Source organism: Texcoconibacillus texcoconensis (genome assembly GCF_014202575.1).
Lineage (GTDB): Bacteria > Bacillota > Bacilli > Bacillales > Salisediminibacteriaceae > Texcoconibacillus > Texcoconibacillus texcoconensis.
In genome coordinates this window covers 112301-131079 of sequence record NZ_JACHHB010000010.1, presented here as the reverse complement: position 1 = coordinate 131079, position 18779 = coordinate 112301, and the positions used below count along the sequence as shown (strand labels likewise).

Below are 18779 nucleotides of genomic sequence, written 5' to 3'. Positions count from 1 at the left end.
GGATTTGCCCTCTTTTTATACACTGATATTGTATAAATAATCACTTGTATGAATTTGTTAAATAAAGTGAGTAGCGAATACAGAAGATATTTTCATTTCTTTGTCACCGTAAATAAGGATACACTTTATTTTTTTTATAAAATTCACAGAAAAAAATGTTTTCAGACGGTTGAATAAAAATAAATCAAAGAGTATAATGATGACCAAATAATACGTCAGGAGGAAAACTAATGACAGTGCAAGTTGCAGTGGTAGGCGGAACAGGTTACGGAGGGCTTGAGCTGATTCGCTTGTTGCATATGCACCCTTATGTTGAACTTACATCAGTCATTTCACATTCAGAAAGCGGCGAAGACCTTCACCATATTTATCCGCACACGAAAAATGTTGTAGAAGTGAATCTCGATGAATGGAATATAGAAGAGACATTAGAGGAAGTAGACTACGTGTTTTTTTCACTTCCTTCAGGAATAAGTCAGAAATATGTCGCACAAGCAAGAGAGCTAGGAAAAAATTGTATCGATTTATCAGGAGATTTTCGCCTAAAACAGGCACAATTATACGAAGATTGGTATAAGAATACACCAGCAAATGAAAAAGACTTAGAAGAGGCTGTTTACGGTTTGCCTGAGAAAAATCGTGCCAATATTGAAAAAAGTTCTTTGGTTGCTAATCCAGGTTGTTACCCGACGGCGGCACTCTTAGGGTTGTTACCAATGGCGGAAATTGAAGGAGTCGATCCTTCATCAGTGATTATTGATGGCAAGACGGGCGTTTCAGGAGCGGGAAAATCTTTGACGCTTGCAACACACTTTACAGAAAGCAATGAAAATGTGAAACCATACAAAGTAGGTAAGCATCAGCATATTCCTGAGATCGAACAATTACTAGAAGAACAATTTGCAAAAGAGGTAAATATAACATTTACTCCCCACCTTACACCAATGACACGAGGTATTTTATGTACGATGTATGTTCAACTACATAATGAAGTGACAGCTGAAGAATTGATTGATCATTATCGTTCATTTTATGAATCTGATTCCTTTGTGCGAGTTCGTGACGCAGGTTCGGTTCCTGGAACGAAAGATGTTTATAGTAGTAACTTTTGCGATATTGCCATTGATGTTGATTCACGTACAAATCGTGTAACGATCGTCTCGGCGATTGATAATTTAGTGAAAGGTGCTAGTGGTCAGGCGATTCAAAACTTAAATATTATGAACGGATGGGATGAGCGGACTGGATTATGGACGCTCCCGATGTATCCTTAAACGAAAAAAGGAAGGGATGGAAGATACGATGGAGATCGTGGAGGAAGCAGCGATTCACGTACTGGAAGCAGGTGGCGTAACGTCTGCGAAAGGTTTTTCTGCCGGAGGGATGCACTGCGGTATTCGAAAAAGAAAAGACGACCTCGGTTGGCTCGTCTCTGAAGTACCTACTTCTGCTGCCGCTGTGTATACGACAAACCAGTTTCAAGCTGCGCCGTTACAAGTGACAAGAGAAAGTCTTCAATCAGAGAAACCTTTACAAGCGGTATGTGTGAATTCAGGGGTCGCAAACGCGTGTACAGGAGAACAAGGGTTAAAAGACGCTTATGAAATGCGTCGTGCGATGGCTGAAAAAGTGAACTTAGCAGAGGAACAAGTTGCAGTTGCTTCAACGGGGTTGATCGGTGATCCACTGCCGATTGAAAAAATTAAAGCAGGGTTTCAAAGCATAGGTGAGGAAAACGATCAAACTGTGGAAAGGTTTGAGCAAGCGATATTAACGACGGATACATGTACAAAGCACGTTGCCGTACAAGTTGAGATTGATGGGAAGACGGTAACAGTCGGAGGCGCTGCTAAAGGTTCAGGCATGATCGATCCAAATATGGCTACGATGCTCGCTTTTATAACAACCGATGCTTCAGTCGAAGAGAGCGCCTTGCAAAATGTTCTAAAACAAGGGACGAACCGGACGTTTAATATGATTACCGTTGATGGTGACTCCAGTACGAACGATATGGTGCTGGTGATGGCAAACGGTAAAGCAGAAACGGAAACATTAACAGAAGATCATCCATCTTGGAGCGCATTCGTTAAAGCATTTGAAAAAGTATCAGAACAATTAGCGAAAGAAATCGCCCGCGACGGCGAAGGAGCGACGAAGTTAGTTGAAGTTCATGTAAAGGGAGCGACAACAGATCAGGCTGCTCGTTCTATCGGTAAAGAAATTATTTCTTCTAACTTGGTGAAAACAGCGATTTACGGCTCAGATCCAAACTGGGGGCGCATCGTTTGTGCGATCGGTTATGGAGATGAACCAATTGATCCTGAAAAAGTCACCGTCTCACTTGGGGATGTAACGGTCGTCGATCAAGGGCTGCCTATTCCATTCGATGAAGAAAAAGCAAAGCAACCTTTACAACAAGAGACGGTGCCAATATACGTAGATCTACACCTTGGTGACGGAACGGCAACGGCATGGGGCTGCGATTTAACGTACGAATATGTACGCATTAATGCGGCTTATAGAACATAAAAGAACGGGGGAGAAACGTGAAAACGGTCGTCTTTAAATGTGGTGGAAGTACGCTTGATCAATTACCAAACACTTTTTATGAAACGGTCGCAAACCTTCACAAAAATGAAGGGTATCAACCAGTTATCGTTCACGGTGGAGGACCATTAATTACTTCAGCCCTTTCTCAATTTAATGTTTCAACGACATTCGTCGATGGATTGCGGGTGACGACAAATGAAGTGCTCGACATCGTCGAAATGGTACTCAGTGGTACGGTCAATAAACAGATTGTCCGAAAATTTCACCAAAACGGCGGCGTCGCTCACGGAATGAGCGGTGTAGACAGTGCATTGTTACAAGCGCGACCAGCGAAAAATGCTGAAAAGCTCGGTTTCGTTGGGGAAGTGGAGCACGTAAATAGCGGCGTATTACAAACGATGATTGAAAGTGGTGCGATCCCGGTTATTTCTCCAATAGGCATTGATGACAATGGCCAGCGCTATAACTTGAACGGGGACACTGCGGCATCAGCCGTCGCTCAAGCACTTCAAGCACCACTATGCTTCCTAAGTGATGTCCCAGGTGTGATGTACGATCAAAAAGAAGGCCACGGTGTTTATGAACAGTTAACGATCCAACAGGCCGAGTCTTTAATAGATAAACAGCAAGTCACAGGTGGAATGATCCCTAAATTGCGGGCTGCAATGAAAGCAGTAAAACACGGGGTTACCAACGTGTCGATGATCGATGGCACGAACGTGAATGATTTAGAGGATTATTTCAACGGAAAATCGATCGGTACGACAGTGGAACGAGGGGAGGAAATGCACCATGTCTAAAGGCGCCGTCATGAATACGTATCAACGTTTTCCACTAACAATTAAACGAGGTGAAGGTAGTTATATTTGGGACGATAACGAAAATAAATACCTCGATTTAACGATGGGGATTGCCACATGCAATCTTGGGCATGTACCTAAAATAGTCAAAACCGCTGTCGAAAATCAATTAGAACAGCTCTGGCATTGCTCTAATTTGTATGAAATACCAGCGCAACAACAGCTCGCGGATTTAATTGTCAGTCATAGTGTAGGCGATCAAGTATTTTTCAGTAATAGTGGCGCTGAAGCAAACGAAGCCGCAATTAAACTGGCAAGAAAATATGCGAAACAAACAGACGAAGCGAAATCAACGGAGATCGTGACATTTAAGCAGTCGTTTCACGGAAGAACGGTTGCGACGATGTCAGCGACAGGGCAAGAAAAGGTTCAAGAAGGTTTCGACCCGCTAGCACCAGGGTTTCGTACACTCACTTTTAACGATCGGGACGCACTTGAGTCTCTCGCTGAGAACCCACCGTGCGCGGTTATGTTAGAGCTCGTACAAGGAGAAGGCGGTGTCGTTCCGGCTCATCAACAGTGGGTGCAAGATTTGGCGTCATTATGCCAGGACAAAGGCATCCTCCTCATGATTGATGAAATCCAAACGGGCATCGGCCGAACAGGAACGTTGTTTGCGTATGAACAGTATGGGATTGAACCTGATGTGTTCACGCTCGCGAAAGGATTAGGATCAGGTTTTCCGATCGGTGCAACTGTAGCTAAACAACACGTTTCCGAGTATTTTTCGCCAGGTAGTCATGGAAGTACGTTCGGCGGAAACCCGTTAGCTGTGACAGCAGCGAAAGCGACGATTGAACATATTATTGAGGCAGATATACTGACGTATGTTGAAAAAGTATCGATTCATTTTAGAAAAGAACTAGAAAAATTAGCTGCGCGTTACAACACGATTGAATCAGTGCGTGGGTGCGGGCTGTTACTAGGTTTAGCCGTTAACGTCGAGGCGAAAGAAATCATCACGTTAGCGAGGGAAAAAGGGTTGCTCGTTCTTCCAGCTGGACCGACAGTCGTACGATTGCTTCCTGCTTTAACGATAAGCTATCAACAAATTGAGGAGGCCTTGTCCGTATTAGATGAAGTGTTTGCCGAAGCGGCAAAAAAGGAGGCGACGGTAAAATGACAGAAGGTTATTTGCAACTAGAAACAGGTGAGACGTTTACCGGCACATGGATTGGAAGTGAAGCCGCTACGTCCGGGGAAGTCGTCTTCAACACAAGTATGACGGGATATCAAGAGATGATGACAGACCCGTCTTACGCAGGACAAATTTTAACATTTTGTTACCCCCTCATTGGTAATTACGGGTTAAATCAAGCAGACAATGAAAGTATAAAAACATCGCTTTCCGGTGTGATTATCAGTGATGTTTGTGACGTACCAAGTCATTATAGTGCGACAAAATCCGTTTCTGACCAGTTAAAAGAAGCAGGGGTTCCAGGTCTAACAGGTGTTGATACACGTGCTTTGGTGAAGACGATCCGAAAACACCACACCGTCAAAGGCGTACTCGTTAAAAGCAGTTCGCAAGTGACCGACGAATTGTGGCAGCAACCAAGCACTGAACAACTTGTTCAACGCGTTTCAACTCAGAAAGTGCAGACGTTTTCTGCAGATGGTGCACATATCGTTCTCATCGACTATGGATACAAAAAATCGATCTTAGATGCTTTGATGGAAAAAGGTTGCTCTGTTTCGATCGTTCCTTATGATTATAGATTTGAGCAGATTGAAGCCATGAATCCAGATGGCGTGATCTTTAGTAACGGCCCTGGTGATCCGATGGGGCTCGTCGATCAGTTAACAAACATTCGCAAAGTTGCGGAGACATATCCGACGTTAGGGATTTGCTTTGGACATCAACTCATTGCCCTTGCGTTTGGCGCCAGAACGGAAAAATTGCCTTATGGTCATAGAGGCGCCAATCACCCTGTAAAAGAAACGAAAACAGGACGTGTCCATATGACGTCACAAAATCACGGCTACGTTGTTGCTTCAGAAACGATTGATGAGCACGCGTTTGACGTATCGTTTTATAACATCAATGATGGCACGGTTGAAGGGATGACTCACAAGCGTTTGCCTGTACAGTCTGTTCAATTTCATCCTGAAGCGCACCCTGGACCAAGTGATACAGAATACGTCTTTGAAGCATTTATCCAACAAGCAAATGCAGCAGGAGGAAGCGTATATGCCAAAGTATGATTCGATAAAAAAAGTACTCGTTGCAGGCTCTGGACCGATCGTCATTGGTCAGGCGGCTGAGTTTGACTATGCTGGAACCCAGGCTTGCTTAGCGTTAAAGGAAGAAAATATTGAAGTTGTACTAATAAATGATAATCCTGCGACGATTATGACGGATGAATCGATTGCAGATCATGTCTATATTGAACCGTTGACTGTTGAGTCCGTGGAAAAAGTAATTGAAAAGGAACGCCCTGACGGATTTATCGGTACGTTAGGTGGGCAAACGGGACTCAATTTATCCGTTCAATTGTATGAACAAGACATCTTTAAAAAGTACGATGTGAAGTTGCTTGGCACATCGGTCGAATCGATTCAAAAAGGGGAAGACCGCGAGTCTTTCCGTCAGCTCATGGTCGATTTAAATGAGCCGATTCCCGAGTCACACATCGTTTCTACACTCGAAGAAGCGCAAGATTTCGTCAAGCAAATTGGTTATCCAGTCATTCTTCGCCCAGCTTATACACTCGGTGGTGCAGGGGGCGGATTTGCCACAGATGACAAGTCGCTTGCTGCCATCGTGGAGCAAGGACTTGCGCAAAGTCCGATCCAGCAAGTGCTCGTAGAAAAAAGTATTAAAGGCTGGAAAGAAATTGAGTACGAAGTGATGCGCGATGAAAACGATACGTGCACGATCGTCTGTAACATGGAGAACTTAGATCCAGTCGGCGTCCATACCGGTGATTCGATCGTCGTTGCCCCATCGCAAACGCTCACGGATCGTCAATATCAAATGCTAAGGGATGTCTCACGTAAAGTGATTCGTGCCCTAGATGTCATTGGTGGATGTAACATTCAATTTGCAATGGATCCACATTCTGATAAATATTACATCATCGAAGTGAATCCACGCGTTAGCCGCTCATCGGCACTAGCATCGAAAGCGACAGGGTATCCAATCGCCCGTATCGCAGCGAAATGTGCGATCGGTTACCATCTCGATGAACTAATGAACCCGATTACAACGACGACAAAGGCTTCATTTGAGCCTGCATTAGACTATGTCGTCGTCAAGTTACCGCGCTTTCCATTTGATAAATTTTCAACAGCTGAGCGTCACCTCGGCACACAAATGAAGGCAACAGGAGAAGTGATGGCGATCGACCGTAACTTCCAAGGAGCACTAAATAAAGCGCTCCGCTCGCTCGATTCGAACATTTATCGCTTGCTACTACCTTCGATGACGACTTACAGTGACGCAGCATTGCAGGATGAATTAGCGGAGCCGACTGACACAAGGTTATATATTTTAGCCGAAGCCTTTCGTCGAGGCTACTCAACCGAAAAAGTATACGAGATGACACAAGTTGATCCGTGGTTCTTATATCACATTTCAAATATCGTCAGTTTAGAACAAGAAATCGCAACTTATTCGTTGGCATCTGCGCCAATCAGCTTATTAAAAGAAGCGAAACAAATGAATATGAGCGATCAAACAATTGCCGAAGGTTTAGGGGCATCAGAACAAGAAGTTCGTCACGTTTGCCGCACGCAAAATATCCATCCCGTATACAAACTCGTCGACACGTGCGCAGCGGAATTTGATGCCGTCACCCCTTACTATTACTCAACATGGCACGGATTTGATGAAGCCGAATCATCAAACAAAAAGAAAATTCTCGTCATCGGCTCAGGACCGATCCGAATCGGTCAGGGAATTGAATTTGACTACTGCTCCGTACACGCCGCACTCGCTGTACAAAAGCTCGGCTACGAAGCGATCGTCATCAACAACAACCCAGAGACCGTCAGTACCGACTATTCCGTCGCCGACCGACTCTACTTCGAACCACTCGCAGCCGAAGACGTGCTCGCAGTTATCGAAAAAGAACAAGTCGAAGGCGTCGTCATCCAATTCGGCGGCCAAACCGCCATCAACCTCGCCGAAGCACTGCAACAAGAAGGCGTAAAACTTTTAGGCACAGACCTAGACGCCGTCGATCGCTTAGAAGACCGACAAAGATTTTATGATTTATTGAATGAATTAAATGTTCCACATATTTCTGGTGAGACCGTTGACTCGTCCGAGCAATTATTTCACACGGCTGAGACCCTAGGATTTCCCGTTCTCATCCGCCCGTCTTACGTGATCGGTGGTCAATCGATGTTTATTTGTCACAATAAACAAGAGCTAAAAAGTGATCTTGAAAAAGTTCGCCGAGATACCGCAGATGATTGCTGGCCGTTACTTGTCGATCAGTACTTACCTGGTCTCGAGTGTGAAGTCGATGTGATTAGCGACGGAAAGACAACCGTTGTCCCGGGAATCTTTGAACACATTGAAAAAGCAGGCGTCCACTCTGGAGATAGTATCGCAATGCTTCCGCCAATAACGATGGATGAAGAAACGAAAAAACAACTTATTACGCATGCGAAAAAAATCGCTGAAACGCTGCCAATTCAAGGGATGATGAACATTCAATTCGTCGTCGCAAACGGTACCGTTTACGTTTTAGAAGTAAATCCACGCGCGTCTCGTACAGTGCCGATCGTTTCTAAAGTAACCGGTGTAGCGATGATTGAATGGGCGACACACGTACAACTCGGTGTCCCATTAACGGACATGACGGAAAGTGAAGGTCTCTTGGATGAACCGAACGTTTACGCAGCAAAAGTGCCTGTCTTTTCAGCAGCAAAGCTAAAGGACGTCGACCATGTACTCGGTCCGGAGATGAAATCGACAGGTGAAAGGCTTGGTCTTGCTTGGACGCCAGAGGAAGCGCTGGCGAAAGGAATTTCACTTGATGAACGATTGATTGAGCGCGTTGAAACGGATGACCCTTGGGTGCTTTGTTCTGTTGCGGATCGAGAAAAAGAAGAGAGCATTCCGCTCGTACAATCGCTGATTAACCGAGGATTTCGCGTGGCTGCAACGGAAGGGACAGCACGTTGTTATCGTGATTACGGGTTAGATGTTGATGAGATTCCTAAAGATCGAACAGAATTAGAGCGTGTATGGAAAGCGGGGGTACCGTCCTTTGTAATTAATATTGCGAATCACGGTAGCGCGAAAGAAAAAGTTGGCTTTTTCCTACGGGAGCTTGCTGTTCGCTACAATGTTCCTTGTTTTACGAGTTTGGATACAGCAGAGATGTCTTTGTCATTGTTAGAGAAAAAGCTAAAACTGAGCGCGCCACAAACGTTAACGTCGTATCGAAGCGGCGCTGATTCTAGCCTGAAAGAGGTGGAAGCATGACGACAACTCAATCGAATATCGATTTAACGGGTAAACATTGTTTAACAATCAATGATTTTTCTGTAAAAGAAATTAAACATTTGCTGCAAGAAGCGCATGATATCAAATATAAACAGAAAAAAGGGATCAAGACGAATGATCTCGAAGGAAAGACATTAGGAATGATTTTTGAAAAAGCGTCGACGAGAACGCGTGTCTCCTTTGAAGTCGGTATGCAGCAACTCGGTGGCCAGGCGATTTTCTTAAATGGAAATGACATGCAGTTAAACCGCGGCGAATCAACTGCTGATACAGCGAAAGTGTTGTCGCGTTACGTGGACGGATTAATGATTCGTACGTTCGAACACGAGACGATTGAAGCATTTGCAGAAAATGCTGATGTACCGGTGATTAATGGCTTAACAGATCCTCACCATCCGACGCAAGTGCTCGCGGATTTGATGACGATTGAAGAGAACAAAGGGAATCTCAATGGTTTAAAAATGGCGTTTATCGGTGATGGTAACAACAATATGACTCATTCTCTTATGGAAGGTGCTGCAAAGGTAGGCATGGATATGGTTGTTGCGAGTCCAAAAGGATATGAACCGAATGCAGAGATTATGGAAAACGCGCAAAAAGAAGCGCAACAGGCATTTGGAGCAACGATATCATTGACCGATGACCCGCAAGAAGCCGTTTATGATGCAGATGTGATCGTAACTGATGTCTGGGCGAGTATGGGTGATGAAGCGGAAGAAGAAAAACGTAAAGCAACGTTTGCTCCTTACCAAGTCAACGATGAACTTTGTCAGTCAGCGAAGGATGATTTTATTTTCTTACACTGCTTACCTGCTCACCGTGGTGAAGAAGTGACAGCATCGATCATTGACGGGAAACATTCAGTCGTGTTTGATGAAGCGGAAAATCGTCTTCATGCACAAAAGGCGTTAATGAAAGAGACGATCTGACCGATATTTAATCGTTAAAATGTATAAAAATGCTTGTATTTAAATATTCATTATCAAAAAGGAGAGAAAGTCCAAATGAGTACAAAGAAAAAAGCGGTTTTAGCCTATTCAGGTGGTTTAGATACATCGGTTTCTATAAAGTGGATCCAAGAAAATTACGGTTACGAAGTGATTGCTCTTGGTATTGATGTCGGTGAAGGAAAGAACCTCGAGCAAATTAAAGAAAAAGCCCTCAATGCAGGCGCGGAAAAAGCGATTGTCATTGATGCAAAGGAATTACTCGCAGAAGAATACATTTTGCCAATGCTAAAATCGAACAGTTTATATGAAGGGAAATATCCAATTTCCTCGGCAATATCTCGTCCACTCATTAGCCAACTGTTAGTAGAAACGGCAGAAAAAGAAGGCGCTCAAGCAGTCGCCCACGGTTGTACCGGTAAAGGAAACGACCAAGTACGTTTTGAAGTATCGATTCAAGCATTGAATCCAGATTTAGAAGTGCTTGCTCCTGTCCGTGAGTGGGGGATGACGCGTGATGAGGAGATTGCTTACGCAGAAGAAAAAGGCATTCCAGTTCCAGTGAACTTAGATAAACCTTTCTCCATTGACGCCAACATTTGGGGGCGTGCGTGTGAAGCTGGCGTATTAGAAGATTTATGGGCTGAAGCACCTGAAGATGCTTACGACTGGACGAATCCGATTGAGATGACGCCAGACGAAGCAGAATACATTGAAATCACCTTTGAACAAGGAAAGCCTGTTGCGTTAAACGGGGAAGGAATGCAGTTTGATAAATTGATTGAATCGTTAAATTTACTAGGTGGTAAGCACGGTGTCGGTCGAATCGATCACGTAGAAAACCGACTCGTCGGCATTAAGTCACGTGAAGTGTATGAAAACCCAGCTGCTGTCATTTTAATTAATGCGCATAGTGAGTTGGAGCTTGTGACTTTACCGCGCGAAGTGACGCAATATAAAACGCAAATTGAACAACAAATCACTCAAACGGTTTACGATGGCAAGTGGTTCTCTCCTTTGAAAAAGGCGCTTGATGCGTTTGTTGATGAAACGCAAGTGCCTGTATCTGGTACGGTACGCGTCAAATTGCATAAAGGAAATAACACCGTCGTTGGTCGTAAGTCTGAAAACAGCCTTTATAACGAATCGCTTGCAACATACTCAAAAGGCGACGAATTCGATCATAACGCAGCAGTAGGCTTCATTAAGCTGTGGGGGCTTTCCACAAAAACCTATGCGGAAGTGCATAAAAAGGATCAAGTGAACCAGAAGTAATCGTCGGTAACGGCAGTAAGTTATATATGCGATGTTGCAAACGTGATAATAGGAGGGGAACTGGCCATGTCTAAGTTATGGACTGGACGTTTTACGAAAGAAACGAATGAACTCGTCGAAAAACTGACTGCATCAATTTCCTTCGACCAAAAATTGGCTAATGAAGATATTGAAGGAAGCCTCGCGCATGTACAAATGCTAGCGGAATGCGCGATCATCACGAATGAGGAAGGCGAGCAGCTTAAAGAAGGACTATTGAAGGTGAAAGAAAAACTAGCCGCCGGGGAACTTTCCTATGACGTTAGTGATGAAGACATTCATATGAACATTGAGCGCTTGTTAACGGAAGAAATCGGCCCTGTTGGCGGAAAAGTCCATACGGGCCGCAGCCGTAACGACCAAGTGGCAACGGATATGCATTTGTATTTAAAGAATCGTACAAAGGAAATTATCGAGCTTGTCGCATCTGTGCAGGGAGCGATTGTTGAGCAAGCAGAAGCGAACGTTGAAACGATGATCCCAGGCTACACACACTTGCAGCGCGCGCAACCAGTGTCGTTTGGGCATCACTTGCTTGCGTATTTCTGGATGCTTGAGCGCGATAAACAGCGCCTTGAAGATAGTTTGAAGCGTGTTGACATGTTGCCACTTGGCGCAGGTGCATTAGCAGGCACGACGTTTCCAATCGATCGTAAGCGTACAGCTGAACTGCTTGGCTTTGAAGATGTGTATCCAAACAGCATGGATGCGGTCAGTGACCGTGATTTCATTCTTGAGTTTTTATCAGACGCATCGATTCTCATGATGCACATCTCTCGTTTATCAGAGGAAATGGTGATTTGGAGCAGTCAAGAATTTAATTTTATTGAGTTGGATGATTCCTTCTGTACAGGTTCAAGCATCATGCCGCAGAAGAAAAACCCAGATGTACCTGAATTGCTGCGCGCAAAAACGGGCCGCGTCTACGGGAACTTAATGAGTTTGTTGACTGTACTGAAAGGCTTGCCACTCGCTTATAACAAAGATATGCAAGAAGATAAGGAAGGCATGTTTGATACGGTTGAGACATTGGAAGGGTCACTGAAGATGCTCGCACCCCTCATCGAAACGATGACGGTCAATGATACAGCGATGAAGCAAGCGGTAAGCGAAGATTATTCCAATGCGACGGACATTGCCGATTATCTCGTAAATAAAGGGATGCCTTTCCGAGAAGCCCATGAGGTGATTGGCCAGATCGTCTTGTACGCGATTGATAACGAGAAATATTTGCTCGACCTCAGCCTCGACGAGTACAAAAAGTTCAGCACGTATTTTGAGGATGATATTTATACGGTGTTAGCGCCGGAGAGTGTTGTCAACGAACGTAACAGTTACGGTGGCACATCACCAAAGCAAGTGAGAGAACAGCTTAAGTTAGCTAAGCAATCATTGGATGCGTAGTGAAGGGCGAGGTTCATGGTTTATGCACAAAAATCAAGCCACTATGCACGAAATGGTGTAATTTTGAAATCGGAGATGTGAAAACACCCAGCGTCGAACGTGACGCTGGGTAGTTTTATTGCCTTTCTCTCGTTACTATGTTGTTAAGTAGTAAGGCTGAAGAGGAGACGTTATAGATCAATGTTTTACTGGTTATCCTAGGTTGTTGAGGGATTTGACGCAAGGCAATGTTAGAAATGTTTCCTTTGTGCGGACATACATTCCGTTATTTTAGTAGAATGGGCCCATTTTGTTGATTTCGCGGACATGTGTTCCGTTATTTGTGAAAAATCAGGCGTGATTCGCCTTTTTCAGGGTGAATAACGGAACATATGTCCGTTCACCTTGAAAAAATGCCGTTTGTTCCCTAAATAGCGGAATGAATGTCCGCTCGATCATCGCAGCAAACATCATCGCACTACAAGTCATCGATACCGAAGCGCCTTCCGCTTTTCTAGTGTCTAGCTTCAACGCCTACGAGCTCGAGGTTGCTTCAGGCCTTTTCTGAAGCCAAAAAGCGGCTTTACTTCTCTGCATTCCAAAGAGCATTACATCGGCGAAAAAACATCGATTTGCCTCGACGGATACGCTTCAAAGCAGTGCTAGTAGAGGAAGAGGCAGCACTTGTCGCTCGTGAACAAGGCGTTTCAGCTTTTCTTTAAGACTTGCGGTGATGACTTCCTCTTTTTATAATGAGGGGAGCTACATATACGAGATGAGAAAGGTGAGGCCAAATGAGTGAACATACGACACCGACGAACTTTATTAAACAGATCGTCGAAGAAGACATGGCGGAAAATAAATACGACGAAATCGTTACCCGATTTCCGCCGGAACCGAACGGATATTTACACATCGGACACGCGAAGTCAATCGTGTTAAACTTCGAACTCGCAGATGAGTTCGGCGGCCGAACGAACTTACGTTTTGATGACACAAACCCTCTCAAAGAAGACGAGGAGTACGTCAACTCAATCAAAAAAGACATTGAATGGCTCGGTTACGAGTGGGACAGCTTACGTTTTGCGTCCAACTACTTTGACCAAATGTATGATTGCGCTGTCCATTTAATCAAAAAAGGACTCGCGTATGTCGATGACTTGTCCCAAGAAGAAATTCGCCAGTACCGCGGCACATTAACAGAACCAGGAAAAGAAAGTCCTTATCGCGACCGCAGCGTCGAAGAAAACCTTGACCTTTTTGCTCGCATGAAAGATGGCGAATTCAGCGATGGAGAAAAAGTGCTACGCGCAAAAATTGACATGTCGTCTCCGAACATCAATATGCGTGACCCTGTCCTTTACCGTATCGCGCACGCCACACACCATAACACAGGTGACACATGGTGCATCTATCCGATGTATTCCTTTGCACACCCGTTAGAAGACGCGATCGAAGGCGTAACGCATTCTATCTGTACACTTGAGTTCCAAGATCAGCGCCCACTTTACAACTGGGTCGTTGAACAGTGTGATATGGAAGCACAACCGAAGCAAATTGAATTTGCTCGCTTAAATATGACGGATACGGTCATGAGTAAGCGGAAGTTAAACTGGTTTGTAAACGAAAATTACGTTGACGGATGGGACGACCCACGCATGCCGACGATTTCAGGGCTGCGCCGCCGCGGCTACACACCTGATTCAATCAAGCAATTCTGCCGCGAGATCGGTGTTGCCAAAGTTGATAACACTGTGGATGTGCGCATGCTCGAACATTTCGTTCGCGAAGACTTGAAGCTGACTGCACCACGAACAATGGCCGTTCTTCGTCCATTAAAAGTCGTGATCACAAACTATCCAGAAGACGAAGTCGAATGGCTTGATGCCGACATCAACCCAGAAAACGAAGAAATGGGTAAACGCCAAATCCCATTCTCACGCGAAATTTACATTGAACAATCCGACTTTATGGAAAATCCACCGAAGAAATACTTCCGTCTTTACCCAGGAAATGAAGTTCGCCTCAAGCACGCCTACTTCATCACCTGCCAAGACGTCATTAAAGACGAAGACGGAAATGTCGTTGAACTCCATTGCACATACGACCCTGAAACCAAAAGTGGCACCGGCTTTACAGGACGTAAAGTTAAAGGCACCCTACACTGGGTTGAAGCAAGTCACGCCAAAGACGCAGAGTTCCGCCTTTACGACTCACTCACAAAAGACGACCAAGAAGGCGAAGACTTCATGGACAAAGTCAACCCAGAATCACTCGAAATCGTCAATGGCTATGTTGAGCCAAACATGGCAAGCGTCAAGCCAGAAGACAAATTCCAATTCTTCCGCCATGGGTACTTTAATGTGGATCCAAAACATACGACCGACGAACAAATCGTCTTTAACCGTATCGTATCACTAAAGAGTTCATTTAAATTGTAAAGAAAACAATCAGACGTCTGTCGAACTGGTATTTCCTTGACATTTAGGAAAGAACCTGGTTCGGCAGGCGTTTTTTTATGTTTTCTATGTGTGGTTGTCGTGATGATCTTTAGGTAGTTAAGGAAATTTTTTGTAACCATTAGAATGGTTGTATCACTAGTTTCCTTGTCCAATCGTTTCCCCTTTCAGAACATAAGGTGTTAGTAACAAACATGAAAGGGGTGCTTAGTTATGGGAAAGAAAAACCATAAAGGCGGTAAGTTTCTTACAAAGCCAAAGAAATCGCAGCCATATACAATGAAAAGTTCCGTCGTACCGCATGCCAAAAGAAAGAAAGTGAAGCCAAAGGCCATTGAAGAAGCGTTGGTCAAAGTACCGGTCGTATTAGCTGAGGAAAAAGTACAGATTGATATGACGACCGACATTGAATTTCCAGAGCCAGTTTTAGAGATCAAGGATATAAAGAAGAATTTAAAGGTGACGCAATGTCGCCTACTCTTGCCAACAAATAAGCTGTTTATTGAAGGTTTTGTTCGTAAAAATATTCAATACGCGACGCCACAACAAGCAAATGAAAACTTTGTTTCATCTCGTCTAAATTCCTTAACGGTGGATGTTCCGTTTGAAACGATAGCAGAAGTTGACTTTATTAATGAACCACAAATGGACTTCAAACCAGGTGACAAAACATTCACGTACTTTAGAGAGCGTGAACTACCAGATGGTTTCTCTGATAAAGAAAAGCTAATGTCTGGTGACCTTTCACAATTTGATAAGATTAGTGAAGAGAAGTTTAACGAATTACCATTCTGTCAACTGCTCTCAAGCAAATTTATCGAATACGATGAAAAACTAGACTGGAATATGGGCGAAGTATTCGATGAAGATGGTGAACAATTAGATGCACCATTTGAAGAAGCAACATTTACGCAATTGCAAGAAAAAATGGTTATAGAAATGGAAGTGAAAGTTCTTCAAAAGCAGCAAGTGAATGTGAAAGACCTCAAAAAAACGGATTATGATTTCTAAATAACGTAATAAGGGGCGGTGTCATTTTTGGCATTGCCCCATTTTTAATGGTTTACATTCAAATGAACATTTGCATATAATATACTCAAGTGATCATTTGAATGAAGGTGAGACAATGAACCAACAAAATAAACATATCCAATTAAGTGACGTCTGTGAAGTGACATGTGTAGACAAAGAGAAAGTGAAGCGCGCATTGATTGATGAGCAGAAAGCAAAGAACGTTGCGACCCTGTTTAAAGCGCTGTCTGACCCCAAGCGTATAAAAATCGCTTACGCCCTTTTACAAGAAGAAGAGTTATGTGTGTGTGATATTGCGAGCGTGATCGACAGTTCGGTGGCTACGGCTTCTCACCATTTACGAACGTTAAAGAAGCAAGGTTTAGCCAAGTATCGAAAGGTTGGCAAACTCGTATATTATTCACTAGACGATGAGCACGTCAAGCAGGTTGTTGCTCTCTCATTTGCGCACGAACAAGAGGTGAACCACAATGAGTAGTCAATCAAAGCATATTTACCGTGTGCAAGGTTTTACGTGAGCAAACTGTGCGAAGACGTTTGAAGACAACGTCCGACGCCTGGATGGCGTCGATGATGCGGAAGTTAACTTTAGTGCTGCAAAACTGACCATTTTTGGGGAGACATCAGTTGCTGAAATAGAGAAAGCTGGTGCATTTGAACATTTACGTGTCACACCAGAGGGAGAAGAAGACACGCGCGAGACACCTTCTTTTTGGCGAGCGAATCGTTCACTTATCATTGCGTCTTTTTTTATCGTTGTTGGGTTTATTTCGTTCGGTATAAATGGAGAAAACCACTCATTTACTGTGGCGAGTTTTCTTGCATCGATCATAATTGGCGGTTATTCGCTTTTTAAAGTCGGGATCGTGAACTTATTTCAATTGCGCTTTGATATGAAAACACTCATGACGGTGGCGATCATTGGTGCGGCCATCATCGGTGAATGGGCAGAGGGTGCTGTCGTTGTGATTTTGTTTGCGATCAGTGAAGCGCTCGAACGTTATTCGATGGATAAAGCCCGCCAGTCGATACGTTCGCTCATGAATATTGCACCAAAAGAGGCGCAGATTCGTCGAAACGGTGAGATGATGACCGTGCACGTCAATGATATCCAAGTCGGAGATGTCATGATTGTAAGACCTGGGCAAAAACTCGCGATGGATGGCGTTGTCATAAGCGGTACAACGTCTATCAATGAAGCGGCGATCACAGGGGAGTCAATGCCTGTTGAAAAAACGATCGATGATAACGTTTTTGCTGGGACGTTAAATGAAGAAGGTTATTTAGAAGTTGAAGTGACAAAACGCGCCGAAGATACGACGTTAGCTAAAATCATTCACCTCGTTGAAGAAGCGCAAGCAAAACGCGCGCCGTCACAAGCGTTTATTGACCGCTTTGCCAAGTATTATACGCCAGCGATTATGGTTGTCGCTTTGCTTGTTGCTATCGTTCCACCACTTGCTTTAGGTGCAGATTGGCATACTTGGGTGTATCAAGGGCTCGCCGTTCTCGTCGTTGGTTGTCCGTGTGCACTTGTTATCTCAACGCCTGTATCGATCGTTACAGCGATTGGTAACGCAGCCAAGAACGGGATACTTGTCAAAGGTGGCATATACTTAGAACAGGTAGGCGCACTTAATGCGATTGCGTTTGATAAAACAGGTACGCTCACAGAAGGGGTGCCTGTTGTCACAGATTATGAATCATTGATTGAAGATGACTCATTATTTGCAAAGATTGCAGCGATCGAGTCACATTCACAACACCCGCTTGCAGCGGCAATCGTTCGTAAAGCGGAAAGTGACAAACGAAGTGGCAGTCACTTTACAGTTGAAGGTTTCACGTCGCTTACCGGTGGCGGTGTCGAGGCGCGTGTTAACGGTCAACCGTTCACGGTCGGAAAACCTTCCTTATTCTCAAAAATAATGAAGGAAGGTGAAGGGCTGCAGGAGAAAGTGACTGCGCTTCAAGAGCAAGGGAAGACGGTGATGCTAGCGGCTACGCCTGAGCGGGTTGTTGCGCTCATTGCTGTTGCTGATCAAGTTCGTTCGTCGTCGCAGCAAGTGATTGATAAGCTGCATGAACTGGGTATTCGTGAGACGGTGATGCTTACAGGTGATAACAAGAAAACAGCGGCAGCGATTGCGCAAAATATGGGTGTGTCAAGGACGGAAGCGGAATTGTTGCCGGAAGATAAGCTGACGTTGATTGAGCAATTAAATGAGAAGCATCGCAGTGTGGCGATGGTTGGTGACGGTGTCAATGATGCACCTGCTTTAGCGCGTGCTGATGTCGGCATAGCAATGGGAGGTGCGGGAACGGATACGGCGTTGGAAACGGCAGATGTTGCGCTCATGAATGATGACCTTGAGAAGTTGCCGTTTGTCGTTCGTTTGAGTAGAAAGGCGCTCAATATTATTAAACAAAACATTGCTTTTTCTCTTGGATTAAAGGCTCTTGCGCTGTTACTCGTAATTCCTGGTTGGTTGACACTATGGATTGCGATTATTGCTGATATGGGCGCGACGCTTCTCGTGACGTTAAATGGCATGCGTCTTATGCGTGAAAAGCCAAAACAATAAGTCTAACACCCCCTCGAGGATGCCTGTAGGCGAAAACTTCGAGGGGATTTTTGTTGATAATTGTCGAAATAGTCAGGTTTAAAAAAATCTTTGTTTAGACGATATTGTTTGTGTTCGCTCATTTACGCTAATATAATAAAATCTGTTTGCTTATATGATTTGTTTACATATATGAATCAATTTCATAATGC

The 18779-nt window shown here is 44.3% G+C and carries 14 protein-coding genes; all 14 read left to right on the top strand.

Translation table 11 applies throughout. The features are described 5' to 3' along the window. Positions 1-230 precede the first annotated feature (230 nt). The 14 genes from argC to HNQ41_RS11525 all read left to right on the top strand — a co-directional run bounded on the left by argC (position 231) and on the right by HNQ41_RS11525 (position 18588). Positions 231-1274 carry an N-acetyl-gamma-glutamyl-phosphate reductase gene (argC, locus tag HNQ41_RS11590; protein WP_221301931.1) on the top strand — a complete coding sequence of 348 codons (1044 nt, stop codon included), beginning with the start codon at positions 231-233 and terminating at the stop codon, positions 1272-1274. A 28-nt stretch (positions 1275-1302) separates the two neighbouring features. Next, on the top strand, positions 1303-2529 hold the full coding sequence (gene argJ, locus HNQ41_RS11585) for a bifunctional ornithine acetyltransferase/N-acetylglutamate synthase (RefSeq protein ID WP_184664604.1): 1227 nt from the start codon (positions 1303-1305) through the stop codon (positions 2527-2529). A gap of 17 nt (positions 2530-2546) precedes the next feature. After that, positions 2547-3350, top strand: coding sequence for an acetylglutamate kinase (gene argB / locus HNQ41_RS11580; protein WP_184664603.1), 804 nt, complete (start codon positions 2547-2549; stop codon positions 3348-3350). Further along, positions 3343-4533, top strand: coding sequence for an acetylornithine transaminase (argD, locus tag HNQ41_RS11575; protein ID WP_184664602.1), 1191 nt, complete (start codon positions 3343-3345; stop codon positions 4531-4533). The genes argB and argD overlap by 8 nt, the downstream gene beginning before the upstream one ends. Beyond that, a complete protein-coding gene (locus HNQ41_RS11570; protein WP_184664601.1) occupies positions 4530-5615 on the top strand; it encodes a carbamoyl phosphate synthase small subunit in 1086 nt (361 codons plus the stop codon). The genes argD and HNQ41_RS11570 overlap by 4 nt, the downstream gene beginning before the upstream one ends. Beyond that, the gene (gene carB, locus HNQ41_RS11565; protein WP_184664600.1) at positions 5602-8850 is read left to right on the top strand and encodes a carbamoyl-phosphate synthase (glutamine-hydrolyzing) large subunit; all 3249 of its coding nucleotides are present in this window, start codon (positions 5602-5604) and stop codon (positions 8848-8850) included. Before HNQ41_RS11570 ends, carB begins: the two co-directional genes overlap by 14 nt. After that, positions 8847-9800 carry an ornithine carbamoyltransferase gene (argF, locus tag HNQ41_RS11560; protein WP_184664599.1) on the top strand — a complete coding sequence of 318 codons (954 nt, stop codon included), beginning with the start codon at positions 8847-8849 and terminating at the stop codon, positions 9798-9800. The genes carB and argF overlap by 4 nt, the downstream gene beginning before the upstream one ends. Positions 9801-9875: 75 nt before the next feature. Continuing rightward, on the top strand, positions 9876-11093 hold the full coding sequence (locus HNQ41_RS11555) for an argininosuccinate synthase (protein ID WP_184664598.1): 1218 nt from the start codon (positions 9876-9878) through the stop codon (positions 11091-11093). Positions 11094-11159: 66 nt separating this feature from the next. Then, positions 11160-12536 carry an argininosuccinate lyase gene (gene argH, locus HNQ41_RS11550; protein ID WP_184664597.1) on the top strand — a complete coding sequence of 459 codons (1377 nt, stop codon included), beginning with the start codon at positions 11160-11162 and terminating at the stop codon, positions 12534-12536. Between the two features lie 527 nt (positions 12537-13063). Beyond that, the gene (locus HNQ41_RS11545; protein ID WP_184664596.1) at positions 13064-13237 is read left to right on the top strand and encodes a hypothetical protein; all 174 of its coding nucleotides are present in this window, start codon (positions 13064-13066) and stop codon (positions 13235-13237) included. Between the two features lie 72 nt (positions 13238-13309). Next, a complete protein-coding gene (locus HNQ41_RS11540; RefSeq protein WP_184664595.1) occupies positions 13310-14956 on the top strand; it encodes a glutamine--tRNA ligase/YqeY domain fusion protein in 1647 nt (548 codons plus the stop codon). A gap of 231 nt (positions 14957-15187) precedes the next feature. Beyond that, positions 15188-15985, top strand: coding sequence for a CsxC family protein (locus tag HNQ41_RS11535; protein ID WP_184664594.1), 798 nt, complete (start codon positions 15188-15190; stop codon positions 15983-15985). A 115-nt stretch (positions 15986-16100) separates the two neighbouring features. Further along, positions 16101-16484 (top strand): ArsR/SmtB family transcription factor, encoded by a 384-nt coding sequence (locus tag HNQ41_RS11530; RefSeq protein ID WP_221301930.1) that lies wholly within the window; start codon positions 16101-16103, stop codon positions 16482-16484. Continuing rightward, entirely contained in the window at positions 16477-18588 is a 2112-nt protein-coding gene (locus HNQ41_RS11525) for a heavy metal translocating P-type ATPase (RefSeq protein WP_184664593.1), read from the top strand. Before HNQ41_RS11530 ends, HNQ41_RS11525 begins: the two co-directional genes overlap by 8 nt. Positions 18589-18779: the final 191 nt, after the last annotated feature.

Bases quoted from the DNA above. Each gene is read 5' to 3' on its own strand.
- HNQ41_RS11535 (WP_184664594.1), top strand. From the start codon at position 15,188: ATGGGAAAGAAAAACCATAAAGGCGGTAAGTTTCTTACAAAGCCAAAG.
- HNQ41_RS11530 (WP_221301930.1), top strand. From the start codon at position 16,101: ATGAACCAACAAAATAAACATATCCAATTAAGTGACGTCTGTGAAGTG.
- HNQ41_RS11570 (WP_184664601.1), top strand. From the start codon at position 4,530: ATGACAGAAGGTTATTTGCAACTAGAAACAGGTGAGACGTTTACCGGC.
- argF (WP_184664599.1), top strand. From the start codon at position 8,847: ATGACGACAACTCAATCGAATATCGATTTAACGGGTAAACATTGTTTA.
- carB (WP_184664600.1), top strand. From the start codon at position 5,602: ATGCCAAAGTATGATTCGATAAAAAAAGTACTCGTTGCAGGCTCTGGA.
- HNQ41_RS11540 (WP_184664595.1), top strand. From the start codon at position 13,310: ATGAGTGAACATACGACACCGACGAACTTTATTAAACAGATCGTCGAA.
- argH (WP_184664597.1), top strand. From the start codon at position 11,160: ATGTCTAAGTTATGGACTGGACGTTTTACGAAAGAAACGAATGAACTC.
- HNQ41_RS11555 (WP_184664598.1), top strand. From the start codon at position 9,876: ATGAGTACAAAGAAAAAAGCGGTTTTAGCCTATTCAGGTGGTTTAGAT.
- argC (WP_221301931.1), top strand. From the start codon at position 231: ATGACAGTGCAAGTTGCAGTGGTAGGCGGAACAGGTTACGGAGGGCTT.
- argD (WP_184664602.1), top strand. From the start codon at position 3,343: ATGTCTAAAGGCGCCGTCATGAATACGTATCAACGTTTTCCACTAACA.
- argJ (WP_184664604.1), top strand. From the start codon at position 1,303: ATGGAGATCGTGGAGGAAGCAGCGATTCACGTACTGGAAGCAGGTGGC.